This is a genomic window from Haloarcula sp. H-hyl6 (assembly GCF_056934455.1).
On the sequence record NZ_JBRIIK010000001.1, the window covers coordinates 420827 to 433701 of the forward strand.

General features: G+C 66.1%; 18 protein-coding genes. 10 read left to right on the forward strand and 8 right to left on the reverse strand.

Features of this window, described 5'->3' with window-relative positions; genetic code table 11:
• Positions 1-3 precede the first annotated feature (3 nt).
• The 3 genes from Hhyl6_RS02095 to Hhyl6_RS02105 are packed head-to-tail and all read left to right on the forward strand — an operon-like array spanning position 4 to position 3157.
• The gene (locus tag Hhyl6_RS02095; protein WP_483737568.1) at positions 4-1074 is read left to right on the forward strand and encodes a carbohydrate ABC transporter permease; all 1071 of its coding nucleotides are present in this window, start codon (positions 4-6) and stop codon (positions 1072-1074) included.
• On the forward strand, positions 1071-2003 hold the full coding sequence (locus Hhyl6_RS02100; protein WP_483737569.1) for a carbohydrate ABC transporter permease: 933 nt from the start codon (positions 1071-1073) through the stop codon (positions 2001-2003). The genes Hhyl6_RS02095 and Hhyl6_RS02100 overlap by 4 nt, the downstream gene beginning before the upstream one ends.
• Before the next feature lie 14 nt (positions 2004-2017).
• Positions 2018-3157, forward strand: a complete 1140-nt coding sequence (locus Hhyl6_RS02105) for an ABC transporter ATP-binding protein (RefSeq protein ID WP_483737570.1) — start codon at positions 2018-2020, stop codon at positions 3155-3157.
• 22 nt (positions 3158-3179) lie between these two features.
• On the opposite strand, the gene fen is transcribed toward Hhyl6_RS02105, so the two are convergent.
• Complete coding sequence (gene fen / locus Hhyl6_RS02110; protein ID WP_483737571.1) at positions 3180-4160, reverse strand: flap endonuclease-1; 981 nt, start codon at positions 4158-4160, stop codon at positions 3180-3182.
• Positions 4161-4240: 80 nt separating this feature from the next.
• Between fen and Hhyl6_RS02115 the strand changes: the two genes are divergently transcribed.
• Entirely contained in the window at positions 4241-5047 is an 807-nt protein-coding gene (locus tag Hhyl6_RS02115; RefSeq protein ID WP_483737572.1) for a DUF8054 domain-containing protein, read from the forward strand.
• On the opposite strand, the gene Hhyl6_RS02120 is transcribed toward Hhyl6_RS02115, so the two are convergent.
• Positions 5044-5568: a GNAT family N-acetyltransferase gene (locus Hhyl6_RS02120; protein WP_483737573.1), complete on the reverse strand. Its 525-nt coding sequence runs from the start codon at positions 5566-5568 to the stop codon at positions 5044-5046. The genes Hhyl6_RS02115 and Hhyl6_RS02120 overlap by 4 nt on opposite strands.
• Positions 5569-5646: 78 nt before the next feature.
• On the opposite strand from Hhyl6_RS02120, the gene Hhyl6_RS02125 reads away from it, so the two are divergent.
• Together Hhyl6_RS02125 and Hhyl6_RS02130 are read left to right on the forward strand one after the other, a co-directional pair.
• A complete protein-coding gene (locus Hhyl6_RS02125; RefSeq protein ID WP_483737574.1) occupies positions 5647-6228 on the forward strand; it encodes a class I SAM-dependent methyltransferase in 582 nt (193 codons plus the stop codon).
• Between the two features lie 21 nt (positions 6229-6249).
• Positions 6250-6666, forward strand: coding sequence for a DUF3054 domain-containing protein (locus tag Hhyl6_RS02130; protein ID WP_483737575.1), 417 nt, complete (start codon positions 6250-6252; stop codon positions 6664-6666).
• An 89-nt stretch (positions 6667-6755) separates the two neighbouring features.
• Here Hhyl6_RS02130 and Hhyl6_RS02135 read toward each other — a convergent pair whose 3' ends face one another.
• On the reverse strand, positions 6756-6923 hold the full coding sequence (locus tag Hhyl6_RS02135) for a DUF7331 family protein (RefSeq protein ID WP_483737576.1): 168 nt from the start codon (positions 6921-6923) through the stop codon (positions 6756-6758).
• Positions 6924-7410: 487 nt separating this feature from the next.
• On the opposite strand from Hhyl6_RS02135, the gene Hhyl6_RS02140 reads away from it, so the two are divergent.
• Positions 7411-7632, forward strand: a complete 222-nt coding sequence (locus Hhyl6_RS02140; RefSeq protein ID WP_483737577.1) for a DUF8015 family protein — start codon at positions 7411-7413, stop codon at positions 7630-7632.
• Between the two features lie 78 nt (positions 7633-7710).
• The gene (locus Hhyl6_RS02145) at positions 7711-8712 is read left to right on the forward strand and encodes an ornithine cyclodeaminase family protein (protein WP_483737578.1); all 1002 of its coding nucleotides are present in this window, start codon (positions 7711-7713) and stop codon (positions 8710-8712) included.
• On the opposite strand, the gene Hhyl6_RS02150 is transcribed toward Hhyl6_RS02145, so the two are convergent.
• From Hhyl6_RS02150 to srp19, 3 genes are read right to left on the reverse strand one after another with little or no spacing between them, the layout of a single operon-like run.
• Complete coding sequence (locus Hhyl6_RS02150) at positions 8709-9722, reverse strand: presenilin family intramembrane aspartyl protease PSH (protein ID WP_483737579.1); 1014 nt, start codon at positions 9720-9722, stop codon at positions 8709-8711. The genes Hhyl6_RS02145 and Hhyl6_RS02150 overlap by 4 nt on opposite strands.
• A gap of 52 nt (positions 9723-9774) precedes the next feature.
• Complete coding sequence (locus Hhyl6_RS02155) at positions 9775-10002, reverse strand: H/ACA ribonucleoprotein complex subunit GAR1 (protein ID WP_483737580.1); 228 nt, start codon at positions 10000-10002, stop codon at positions 9775-9777.
• Positions 9999-10277, reverse strand: a complete 279-nt coding sequence (srp19, locus tag Hhyl6_RS02160) for a signal recognition particle subunit SRP19 (RefSeq protein ID WP_483737581.1) — start codon at positions 10275-10277, stop codon at positions 9999-10001. The genes Hhyl6_RS02155 and srp19 overlap by 4 nt, the downstream gene beginning before the upstream one ends.
• A 102-nt stretch (positions 10278-10379) precedes the next feature.
• Here srp19 and Hhyl6_RS02165 point away from each other — a divergent pair, with 102 nt between their 5' ends.
• Entirely contained in the window at positions 10380-11180 is an 801-nt protein-coding gene (locus Hhyl6_RS02165; RefSeq protein ID WP_483737582.1) for a CAP domain-containing protein, read from the forward strand.
• Positions 11181-11251: 71 nt separating this feature from the next.
• Complete coding sequence (locus Hhyl6_RS02170; protein WP_483737583.1) at positions 11252-11515, forward strand: winged helix-turn-helix domain-containing protein; 264 nt, start codon at positions 11252-11254, stop codon at positions 11513-11515.
• Here Hhyl6_RS02170 and Hhyl6_RS02175 read toward each other — a convergent pair.
• Together Hhyl6_RS02175 and coxB are read right to left on the reverse strand one after the other, a co-directional pair.
• Complete coding sequence (locus Hhyl6_RS02175) at positions 11512-11943, reverse strand: MaoC family dehydratase (protein ID WP_483737584.1); 432 nt, start codon at positions 11941-11943, stop codon at positions 11512-11514. The two genes, Hhyl6_RS02170 and Hhyl6_RS02175, sit on opposite strands and share 4 nt — an antisense overlap.
• Before the next feature lie 55 nt (positions 11944-11998).
• Positions 11999-12778, reverse strand: a complete 780-nt coding sequence (gene coxB, locus Hhyl6_RS02180) for a cytochrome c oxidase subunit II (RefSeq protein WP_483737585.1) — start codon at positions 12776-12778, stop codon at positions 11999-12001.
• Between the last annotated feature and the right edge of the window lie 97 nt (positions 12779-12875).

The window sequence follows — 12875 nt, forward strand, 5'->3', positions numbered from 1 at the left end:
ACTATGCGCGAGATACTCAATAGACTCAGAACTGCCGGAGATACACTCCGGTCGGTGGTATCGAGAGACGAATCGGACGGGAACGAACTGGCGACAGACGGGGGAACCCAGACGGCGGTGGGGGAGCGACGACGCGACGTCCTGCGGAACACGCTCCCCGTCGAGTGGGAACTCGTCGAATCGGCACCGTTCTGGCTCCCGCCAGTGTTGCTTGCGGCGTTCTTCGTCTACGGCGCTATCGCTTGGAACGCCGTCCTCTCGCTGACGGACTTCCAAGGCCTCGGTGAGCCCAGTTACGGCCAACTGGACTTCAGCATGTATACCCAGATGGCGACGGACGGCGCGTTCTGGCAGGCCACGCAGAACACCCTCGTTTTGCTGGTGGTGTTCACGATACTCTGCCTGGCGCTCGGGCTACTGGTCGCCATCCTCGTCGACCAGAATATCCGGTTCGAGAACACCTTCCGAACCATCTACCTGCTCCCGATGGCCCTATCGTTCGTCGTGACTGCGACGATGTGGTCGTGGGTGTACAACGCCAAGAACGGTGTGTTCAACCAGCTCCTTCGACTGTTCAACCTCGAAGGGGTCGCCATGACGGTCCTGAGGCCCGCGACTGTGAACGCCGAAGTGGTTCAGTGGCTATCGTGGCACACGACGGCACTGGCGGCAGTCATTTTCGCGCTCATCTGGCAGTTCAGCGGCTACGCGATGGTCGTGTTCCTCGCTGGATTGCGCGCGATTCCGACCGAACACTACGAGGCCGCACGCGTCGACGGCGCATCGACGGTGCGGATGTACATGCGCGTCATCATCCCGCAACTGCGGGCGTCGGCCGTCTCGGCGTCCGTCGTCCTGATGGTGTTCGCGCTGAAGGCGTTCGACTTCATCTACGCGCTCCGTGGCTCTCAGCCGGGTGCGAACATGGACATCCTCGCGACGATGATGTACCGCGTGGCGTTCGACAGCCTCCGATGGGCGTACGGGTCGGCCATCGCTATCGTGCTGTTCCTGCTCGCCCTGCTGGTCATCGGACCGTATCTCTACAGCGAATACCGCCGAGGTGAACTATGAGTACCGAGAGTCGTAACCCCCTGTCGAAGTTACAGGAGATGGAGAAGAGTCGCATCGGGCTGTACGTCGTCTTGCTGTTCGGTCTCGTCTTCTACCTCTTCCCGGTGGAGACGGCTGTGATGACGATGTTCAAGACGCAGCAGTCGTTCATCCAGACGGTCCCGTTCGCCCCACCGGGCCCCGACGGCTTCACGCTCGACGCCCTCACGACGGCGTGGAACACCCTCCGGCCAGGCCTCGTCAACTCGATGGTGATGGCCATCCCGGCGACCATTCTCTCGGCGCTGTTCGGCAGTCTCACTGCCTACGGCCTGACGACGATTAGCTGGCGGGGACAGGTCGGCGTCGTCGTGTTCATCATCGCCGGCATCTTCATCCCATATCAGGCGGTGCTGGTGCCGCTCGCACAGTTCTGGTACCAGATTCTGCCGGACCTGCTCAACGGCTTCGTCAACACCGTCTTCGGCTTCGTGACCGGCGGTAACTGGCAGTACCCTACCCGTAACGGGTATCTGCAGTTGTTCCAGCTCTCGGTGACCCACGCGGCTTACGGTATCCCCATCTGTACGCTTCTGTTCCGGTCGTACTACCAGAGCATCTCCGACGAGATGATAGAGGCCGCGCGTCTCGACGGCGCGACGGCGTTCAGCATCTACAAGAACATCATCCTGCCGCTGTCGCTCCCGATGTTCGCCGTGACCCTCATCTACCAGTTCACGCAGGTCTACAACGACCTGCTGTTCGCGCTGGTGCTGGTCAACGAGCCCTCGTCGCAGGTGGCGACCCAGCGACTAGCCGCGCTGACCGGCGGCGTCGTCCAGTCGTTCAACACCACGATGGCCGGTGCCATCGTCGCAGCACTCCCGACGCTGCTCGTGTACATCGTCTTCGGTGAGCAGTTCGCGAAGGGTGTCGCAGGAGAGACGTAACGGAGGAATACACAATGGCACAACTCACACTCGACGACGTAACGAAAATCTTCCACGACGACGAGGGCGAAATCGTCGCCGTCGACAACGTCTCCGTCGACATCGAGGACGGCGAGTTCCTCTGTGTCGTCGGGCCGTCCGGTTGCGGGAAGTCGACCACCCTGCGGATGATTGCCGGCCTCGAAGACATCAGCTCCGGCGAGATTCGACTGGGCAGTCAGGTCATCAACGACCAACCCCCCGCGCGGCGTGACGTGGCGATGGTGTTCCAGTCCTACGCGCTGTACCCGCACATGACCGTGCAGGAGAACATGGCGTTCGGACTGGAGCAGTCCACGAACATGTCCGACGCGGAAATCGACGAGCGGGTACAGGAGGCGACCGACCTGCTGGGCATCGACGACCTCATCGACCGGAAACCCGGCGAACTCTCCGGTGGCCAGCAACAGCGCGTGGCGCTGGGCCGGGCTATCGTCCGTGACCCCGAGGTGTTCCTGATGGACGAACCGCTGGCGAATCTGGACGCCAAACTGCGGGCGGAGATGCGGACGGAGCTCCAGCATCTACAGGAGCGACTCGACGTCACTACCGTCTACGTCACTCACGACCAGACGGAGGCGATGACGATGTCCGACCGCATCGCCATCCTCAACGACGGGAAACTCCAGCAGGCCGCCTCGCCGCTGGAGTGTTACCACGAACCGAACAACCTGTTCGTCGCCGGGTTCATCGGCGAACCGTCGATGAACTTCTTCCCGGTCGAACGACAGGGGACCACCCTCGTCGCCGACGACTTCGAGTACGACCTCTCGGAGTCGACCGCCCGCGAACTCGGCGACCGAACTGACCTCACGCTCGGCATCCGTCCGGAGGACATCGAAGTCGTCGACTCCGGGACCGGCCCCCACGCCTACGAGGGTGTCGTCGACGTGGTCGAACCGCGGGGGAGCGAGAACACGGTCCACATGACGTTCGATTCGAGCGACAGCGCGAACTTCGTCGCCACCGTCGACGGGATGCGCGACATCGACAGGGGACAGCACGTCACCGTCCAGTTCCCCGAGGACGCCATCCACGTCTTCGACGCGACGACCGGCGAAGCCGTCCGGAACCGCGAACTCGACTCCGTCGAGAAGGTCGAGTCGGTCGTCTGAGGCCGCCGTCGATTCGACGGGCCTAGGTCCAGCGGTCCAACCCCGTCTGCACCACCGATTCTTCGATGCGCTCGAACCCGCGAGCGACTTCTTCGGGGTCGACTTCCCACTCCTCCGTGACGAACCGTCGCGCGGCGTCTACGTCGGGGTCGAGGTCGGTCGAGACGTCGTAGTCGTCGGTGACCGCTGGGTCGAGGAACAGGGAGCGAATCCGGTCGGCGTGGTCGATGTGCTCGCCGCGGGCCTCCAGGACCCCGTAGAGGTCGCCGTGTTCGTGAATCGCTTTGACGGCCGTCTTCGGACCGATGCCGGAGATGCCCTCGTTGAAGTCCGTGCCCATGAGGATGGCCGCGTCGACGAGTTGCTCCCACGTCAGGTCGTGGCTCTCCAGCGTCGCCTCGAAGTCCATCAGTTCGGGGTCCCCGCTGGAGGTGAGTTGTCGGAGCGTGTATGGTGCCCCGAACAGGAGCGCGTCGTAGTCCTCGGTGCCGACGTAGTCGGCGTCGCCCTGCCGAGCCATGTACGCGGCCTGTCCCTCACCTTCGGCCGGTGCGTCGACGACGGGTACGTCCAGCAGTCCGAGCAGTTCGCGGGTCGTCTCGACGATGGTGTCCGTGAGTCGCTGGGTGCGCGAGTCGAGCGTCGCGACGCGCGTGGCGTCGCCCGCCTCGCGGGCCGCTTCGAGTTCTGCCTCGTAGCGCTCGCGCTGTTCGCGCCGTTTCTCCACTTCGTCGTCCTTGAGTTCGGTGACCGCGCCGTCGAAGACGAACACCGGCGTCAGGCCGTGCTCGAAGAACTTCGGGAGGCCCTGCACGACGCCGATGAGGTTCGCCACCTCCTCGCCGTCGGCCGTGGTGTACTTCGCGTCGCTCGTGAACTTCACCGTCGTCGTCAGATAGCGATAGAGCCAGTTGTGGGCGTCGACGGCGACGACGCTCCCGTCGAGGTCCTCGAACGACACGTCCTCGATGGCCGCCAGCGAGCGGAGGTCTGCGTTTCCCATTGGCGTTCGTTGGGCGGACAGCGGTTTGAATCTCCCGGGACGAGCAAGATTCAACTGGACTGCGAGCGCATTGCTACGGGATGACAGTACTGGACCGACTGCGACGGCCGGAGTACACCGGGGAGAATCGGTGTGTCCCGTGTACGGTCCTCAACGGCCTCGTCACTGTGTCGCTTGCGGGCCTCGCGGCCAGCATCGCGCTCTGGGTCGACCTGCCGTCGCTGGCGGTGCTCGCCGCACTCGCCGTCGCCCTGCCGTCGGCGGCCGCCATCTACCTTCGCGGGTACCTCGTCCCCGGCACGCCGACGCTGACCAAGCGGTACCTCCCCGCGTCGGTGCTGGCGCTGTTCGGCAAGGGGCCGGTGGCGACGACCGACGACGCAGGCGACCGAGCCGAATTCGACGTCGAGTCGGTTCTGCTGGCGGTCGGTGCGCTCGAACCCTGCGGGGACGACCTCTGCCTCACGGAGTGGTACAGCGAGGCGTGGCGCGACGCTCTCGCTGCCACCGACGCCGACCGCGAGGCGTTGCTCGCGCAACTGGACGCGGACGCGTCGGCCGTCGAGTTCGAGGAGTACGGCGACGCGTTCCGGGCCCGCGTCCCGGAGGGGTACGTCGGGACGTGGGAGTCACGGCCCGCCTTCGAGGCCGACGTCGCCGCCGCGACGGTGCTATCAGAGGCCTACGACGACTGGGACCGGCTCTCGGTTCCCCAGCGCGGACAACTGCTCAACGGTCTCAGATTGTTCGTCGAGACGTGTCCGCGCTGTGGCGGAACGCCGACGTTCGGGACCGAGACGGTCGAGTCGTGCTGTCACGAACACGACGTGGCCGCCGTCACCTGCGAGAACTGCGAGGCGCGCCTGTTCGAGTCCGAACCCCTCTAGACCGGTGCTGTGACGACCTCCGGGGGGTCGACGCCTCGTTTCGCTTCGAGGAAGGACGTCTCCTCGGGCGAGAGGTCCCGCTCTCGGAACGCGTCGAGGCCGGCCTGATACCGGTCGGTGCTTCGGTCGCCCGGCCACTCGAGGGCCAGTTCGCCGAGACCCTGCTCGGTGCCGGTGAAACAGAACCCTGCCCGGTAGGCCGCCTGATACGAGAAGGGGTTGTTGACGCCGATGGTCACGCGCTCGTAGCCGCGCTCGCTCGCCCGGTCGCGGACGAACCGGAGCAGGCGCGACCCGAGGCGGTCGCCCTGTCGGTCGACTCTGACGGTGACGTACCGGATGCAGAGGGTGTCGTCGTCCGTCCGGTCCGCGTCGAACGCCGCGGCCGCCACCACGCCGTCGTCCCCGACGACGGCCTTCCCCGTCGAGGTCATCACGAACTTCCCGGCGTAGGCGAACCGTTCGTGGTCGAGGCGGAGTCGGTGGCCGTCCTCGGGCCATCCCAGCAGGGCGAACTCCATACGTGGACACGTACGTCCCGGCGGGTTGTAAGCACCGGCGCCCGAGCGACTTAGTGGTCGGTCGCTCAAGCGAGTGGCATGCACGGCGACGTCGGCCCGTTCGACCGCTTCGCGCCCCTGTACGACCTCGTGATGCCACCGGCGCGAGCGAGCAAACTCCGCAGTGGGCTGGCTCTCGCGACCCGAGACGTCGAACGGGTCGTAGACGTGGGCGGGGGGCCTGGTCGAGCAGTCAGACGGCTCGACCTGCCCGAGCGAGTCGTCGTCGACGCCGCATCCGGGATGCGCAGACAGGCGCGCAGTCACGGCCTCGACGCCGTCGCCGGCGACGCGGGGCGGCTTCCGTTGGCGACGGGGAGCGTCGACGCGTTGCTCGTCGTCGACGCGCTCCACCACATGGCGGCCGTCGACGACGTGCTGGCAGAGGCCAGACGGGTCCTGCGCCCCGGCGGCGTCCTCGTCGTCCGCGAGTTCGACCCGTCCACTCTCCGCGGGCGTGGGCTAGCCGCCGCAGAGCACCTCGTCGGGTTCGACTCTGTGTTCTTCACGCCGGACGAACTGGCGACGCGGATAGCGGCGACGGGCCTGACCCCGACAGTCCTCGAACGGGGCTTCGGGTACACCGTCGCGGCCGTGGCGGAAAACGGGACTGAGAAGTGACCGGGGGTCGAACGGGAGGGCATGAGCCTCTCGACGATGGACCGCGAGCGCATCGACCTCTCTGGGACGACGGCCGTGCTGGCGGTCGGTGACGTCGCCGCGATACTGCTGTTCGTCGGGGTCGGAGAGTTCACCCACGGGTACAACCCGTTCGTCTACGTGGGTCGCTTCGTCGGAACCGCTGTCCCGTTCCTCGTCGGGTGGGGCCTCGTCGCCGGACTGAGCGGCGCCTACGCCCGCGACGCGACGGCGAGTCTCAAGCGGAACCTGAGCGTGACGGCCGTGAGTTGGGTGCTGGCCGTTGTCGTCGCACAGGCGCTCCGCGCGACGGCGTACTTCCACGGGGACGCCGCGCTCACGTTCGCGCTCGTCTCGGTGTTCGTCGGCGGTGGACTGCTGTGTCTGTGGCGCACGGCGGCGACGCTGGTCCGCGGGTAGCGAGGAAAAATCGGGAGACGAGTAGCGGTGGCAGTGTCAGTTGCCGTCGTCAGCCGACGTGCCCGCGGCGGGCGGGCGAGGTGCCACGGTCACCGAAGTTCGTCTACGTCGAGCGACACTGTCGACTGAATCCACGCCTGATGGTTCTCTCGGTCGTAGATGACGAACTCTTCGTCACCGATGTTCAGCTCGGCGTATCGCCGTGCCGATTCGTCCGTCGCGGCGTCACTCGTGTTGTCCGTGGCGTTCGTACTCATGGTCCTGAGGGTAGTGGGCAACGCGGCCTCTCTGCCCCTCCATAACGACCTATTTTACCGTAGTTAATAAGCACTCTCCCCCAGTTATCACTCCAGAAAATCGAGGAGGCACCGCTTAACGAGTCGGAAAATTCGTTCTCAATAACTGAAAACCGGACGAAGACGACGGTCGCCCGCGCGTCGTGTGTGCTGTGTCGTGCCCGCGCGGCCAGACCCCCACTCGGGGTGCCGTTCGCAGAGGCATCCGACCAGCGTGTCAGACGTGGTGAGATAGTGGGTTTGACGCCGGCCCGTACGACCGATGAACGGTGCTCTAAACCCCCTCTAACGGACCATTAACGTTGATATTCGGGAGGCGAGTGGATTCATAAGTTATGGAAATTATTTCTCAATCCACTCCACTGAGTACCGAGTGCCTACATAGAATACTATCCAAGGTTTACGGGAAACACTTATGTACCCATACCACGAAGTATAATTCACACTTATGACGGGTTACTACGACGTTGTTCTCGGACTCATTCCGCTCGCAATGGCTGGAATCACCGGCGTCCTCACGGTCGCTGGCTTCGCCCTGACGACGGCGATTCCGATGGCGTCGGTCGTCGCCGTCGGCCTCATCGGCCACGCGATGTTCGTCCGCGCCCCAGTCGACCCGGTGCCGGTCGAGACCGGCCCCAAGACGGACCCCGTCCAGACTGCGGACTGAGAGCACACACCCCGTCAATCCTTCTCTGCTGTCCACGTCGCCACCGAGGTTAAGACCCGGACGCCCGAACACCGGGACATGTCGACCGACGCGACAGCGCTGTTCCTCACGAGCGACGAGATAGCTGACCTCGCCGACCCGGCGGAGTACGTCGACCCCGTCCGGGAGGGGTACCGAGAGCGGGGCAACGGGGCCCCCGCAGAACCTCGGACGACACTGTTCAACGACGCACCGGCGGGGATGCTCACGGGCTACCTCGCCATTCTCCCGGAGACCGGTGCGATGGGAGGATATACGTACGCCGCCGGTTTCGAGGGCCGGGACGCACACTTCGCGCTCCCAATCTTCGACGCTGACTCGGGAGCACCGCTCGCCTTGCTCGACGGCGCCAGCATGAATCCACTGAAGACCGGGGCCGCGGGTGCCGTCGGCGTCGACGCGCTTGCACGGGCCGACGTGAGCGACCTCGCTATCATCGGAAGCGGGACGCAGGCACGCGGACAGGTGCGCGCGGCGGCGTCTGTTCGGGACTTCGACCGCGTGGAGGTGTACTCGCCGACGCAGGAGCACCGGCAGTCCTTCGCCGCCGAGATGAACGAGACGCTCGACGCCACCGTCGCCGCCGTCGCGTCCTCGGCCGCGGCCGTGGAGGGCGCGGACGTGGTCATCACGGCGACGAACGCGAGCGACCCGGTCTTCGACGGCGAGGTGCTCGAACCCGGGACCCACGTCACCGCGATGGGGCAGTACAACCCCGCGAAACGCGAACTCGACACGACGACCATCGAGCGCGCCACGTACGTCCCGGACCTGCGCGCCCGCGTGACGCAGGACGCGGGGTCGTTCATCCACGCGATGGAGGAGGGCGTCGTCGACGAGGACCACGTCCACGCAGAACTGGGCGAGGTGTTGGTCGGCGACGCACCCGGTCGGGAGTCCCCGGAGGACGTCACCATCTTCGACTCCGGCGGTACCGCCATCGAGACGGTGGCGGCGGGGAAGATGCTGTACGACCGCGCCCGCGAGGCCGGCGTCGGCGAGGAGATTCCGTTCGCGCCCGCGAGCAGGGCGATGGACTAGAGGTACGGGGCGAGACCCAGCGCCTCGACGAGTTCGATACCCACGGCGAGCGACCCGACGAGGTACCCCGCTATCGTCCCGCCGTTGAGGAGGGGGAGGCCGGCGTGGGCGCGCCCTTTGAGGACCATCCACAGGAGAACCACGAGGCCGGCGAAGGTGCCGACCATCGCGGTCAGGGCCGGCACCGGGACGCCGAAGACGCTCTCGACAGTCTCCGGCGCGAAGAACGCGGCGCTCGCCACGAGTACCGTGGGGATGACGGCGTCCCCGAGGCCGATGAACAGCGCGTCACGTTCGAGGGGACCGGCGCCGACGTCCTCGGCGTCCACACCCGAGTCCTCGTCTGTGGCCCCGTCACCGCCGTCCGGGGCGGCGTCGCTGTCGCTCGTCGGGTCCGGCGTCGTCGCGTCGAGGAACGAGTACGACAGCGAGAGCGGGATGACGAGGACGACGGGCACCTTGAGGTCCATCACGCCCGAGGCCAGCGTCAGCATGTGTTCGGTGCCGTAGACGCTGATGGCGTCGTAGACGGCCAGCACCGTCAGCAGGACGAGCGCGGGGAGGACGCCGAAACTGATTCCGAAGAGGCCGGCGCCGGCGGCGCCCATCACGGCCCCGGCGGCGTCGATGACGTACCACTCCGGGTGGACGAGCAGACCGAGACCCAGCAGGGCGGCCAGACCGACCGCGAGGACGTTCACGCCGCCGTAGACGACGACCGGTGGAACCAGCACGCGGAACACGTACAGCGAGAGCCACGCCCCGGAGAAGACGATGAGCCCCCGAATCAGTTGGTCGGCGTCGTAGCGGAACGCGAGCAACATCACGGCCGTCGCCACGAGGATGCCGGCGATGTAGAGGAGGCTGTTGGTGGGGTCCGAGGGGTCCTCGACGGCCTGATACCCCGCCGATTTGAACGGTTCGACCAGTGCCAGCGCACCGACCTGCACGAAGAGGAAGATGAGTGCGATGAGCCCACAACCCGCGACAGCACGCCAGCGCCTATCCATGCGGACACGTCCGACAGGACCGGGTTTGAGCGTTACGGAGGCGCCCGGGCGGTCAGCGAGCGTACAGCGCCGCCCCGACGAGCGACGGGAGGTGGACCCCGTCGGCCGGCGAGACGGCGACGTACGGGCGCTCTACGGGCCCGAACACGTCGACGACGTCGCCGACGGACTCCAGTTGCTCGTCGACGAGCGGCGTCCCGATGCCGGGGTGGCTCTCGTCGGGCGACCGGACGACCGCCAACCCCTGTGCGGTCCTGACGACGGAGCCGACTCGCTTCATTCGCGGAGCGCCTGCATGTACGCGGCCACGGCCCCGAGCAGGTCCGTCTTCGTCGCGTCGTCGGCGTTCTTGACGAGGACGCGCCCGCGCGTCTCGTACTCACGCGGGTACGCCTTGTCCCGTTCGATGACCGCGTCGTAGCCCACCTGCTGGACGGCCTTGGCTATCTCGTCCACCGTCGGTTCCTCGACGGCAAGGTCACGGGGCACGCGACGCCCCTCGCTCCGTGAGCACTCCGAGTCGAACGCTGCCGGCCAGATGACGTTCTCGACCATACCGAGAGTGGCCCCCGCGGGCTTATGTGCCTTTCCGACGGAGGGTCGCAGGACGGAGTAGGGGGAAACTTACATTACCAAATGGGAAGTGAATGAGATACGATGGTCAACAAAACGATGGTGGGTATCTCGGTCGTCGTCGTCGTCGCCGCACTGAGCGTCGGCGTCGTCGTCGGGATGCAACTCGGCGGCCAACCGGCGGCCCCCCAAGAGGACCCCGGTGGCCAGACCGATTCTGGCGCGGACAGCGGCGGAGAGACCGGAGAGGAGGCGACCGCGACGCCGACGAACGAGTCGGCGCCGAACGCCACGAAGACGGACACCGGAACGCAGACGCCGGTGCCGACGGAGACGGCGACGCCGGAGTCGACCGAACGCGAGCCCTACGTGCCCGCGAACTACTACGACGAGACGAAGATAGCCCAGTACGTGGTCGAGTTCATCAACGAGGAGCGCGCCGACCGCGGACTCGACCCGATGTCCGCACAGGGCCGCACCGCGGAGCAAATCGCCGTGATGGCGGGCGGACACAGCGTCGAGATGGCGCAGACCGGCGACGTCCTCCACGAGATAGACGGGGTCGACAGCGCCGACCGGTACCGCCGGAACGACCTCTACGAGACGTGTAAGTTCCAAGCCGCCGGGAAGTCGTACATCCGGCGTCCGGACGGTAACAACTTCGAGGCTATCGGCCGCACTGTCGCCGGCAGAACGTACACCGAAGACGGACAGGAACGGTTCAACGCGGGCAACCGCGAGGTGGCCCGGGCCCTCGTGGACGACTGGTTCGAGACGCGGACGTACCGCGAACGCCTGACGTACCGCAACGCGGCCCGGATGGGCGTCGGCGTCAACGTCACCGACCAAGGGCGTGTCTACGCGACCGCCAACGTCTGCGGATAACGGCGGTCTCTTTCTCCGGTTCGTCGGTAGGTTTAAGTTCTACCGGACGGACAACCATGTTACACGGTACCATGCAACAACCAAACGCCGAGCCGCCGACCCCAGTAGACCGGGTACTGCTCGGGACGCTCGCCGAGAGCGGCCCGAACGCACCGACCGTCCTCGCGGAGCGAAGTCCCGTCACAGTCGACGCGCCGCGGACTCGGTGCGACCGACTCGCACGAGCGGGGCTCGTAGAACGGGTCACCGCCGAACCGGTTTACCGACTCACCGCAGACGGCCGGCAGGAACTCGCAGTCGCCGACCCGACAGCGCAGTCGGTGACCGGCGACTAGCGGCGCCGCCAGAGGACCTGACCGACCATCGACAGCACCGTCTCGCCCGCGTCGGTGGTGGTGGTGATTTCCGTCGCCACCCGCCCACGGTCCTCGTCCCACACCTCTTTCTCGACGACCTCGGTCCTGACCGAGAGCGTATCGCCCGGACGGACCGGAGTCGGCCACCGCAGGGAATCGACGCCGAGTGCACCCATCGCCCCCGAGTCGGATAGCTGGTTGTCCACCAGCATCCGCATCGTCATCGCCGCCGTGTGCCACCCGCTGGCGACCAGTCCGCCGAACATCGAGTCCGCGGCCGCCGCCTCGTCCGTGTGGAAGGGCTGGGGGTCGTACTGTCCGGCGAAGGTCGTTATCTCCTCGCGCGTCACCTCGTACGCGCCGAAGGTCGTCGAGTCGCCCACCGAGAGGTCCTCGAAATACTCCATAGCGGACGCACTCGGCCGCGACGCCTAACAGTTGCGGCGAGAGAGCCGGCGAAAATCAGTTACTCGTCTCGTTCTGCTGGGACCCGTTCTGCGAACCGCCGCTCTGTTGGCTCTGGTTCGACACCCACTGGTCGTACTCGTCCTGGGGCATCACCTGCACTGTGCCGAGCATCTTCGAGTGGCCCGAGCCACAGTACTCGGCGCAGTAGAGCTGGTAGCTACCGGTTTCGGTCGGGACCGTCCGGAGGCGGTTGTACTGTCCGGGGAACGCGTCGGCTTTCAGGCCGAGGCTGGGGACGTGGAAGGCGTGGAGCCAGTCCTCAGACGTCACTCGCAACACCACGGGTTTGTCCGCGGGTAGTCTGAGCGTCCCGGTCGACGTCGTCTGGGCGGAGTCGCTGAAACTCGACCCGTTGTAGTAGAACGTCCAGCCGTAGCGGTAGGCGTGGACCTCGATGTGTTCGGGGTTCTCCTCCTGCAGGTCGGCTTGGTCGGCGGCCTCGGCGGTGACGTACGGACTCGCCATCACCTGATAGGAGGCGACGCCGACGAACAGCAGGATGATGGCCGTCGCGATGGTCCACGTGATTTCGAGGCGACGGTTCTCCATCGTCGGGAGTGGCTCCTCCTGATTGCGGAAGCGCCAGACCGTGTAGATGAGAATCCCCTCGACGAGGACGGTAATCGGGATGGCGACGTACAGCAGGTTCAGGTTGAGTTCCCAAATCTGCTCTACGGTCGTCGAGGCGGACGGCTGTGCTGCGACCGGTTCGGCGGCGAGCGCGAGTAACGCAGCGCCGAACAGAGCGACCAGACCGGCGCGTCTCCGGGTCATGTGCGCGGCTTAGGATTTCGGGGATAAATAACTGCTGTCTTGGCCCTCAACCGCCCTCCGTCACCGACTCGCTGGCCGGCGCTGTGTCCGCCGGTTC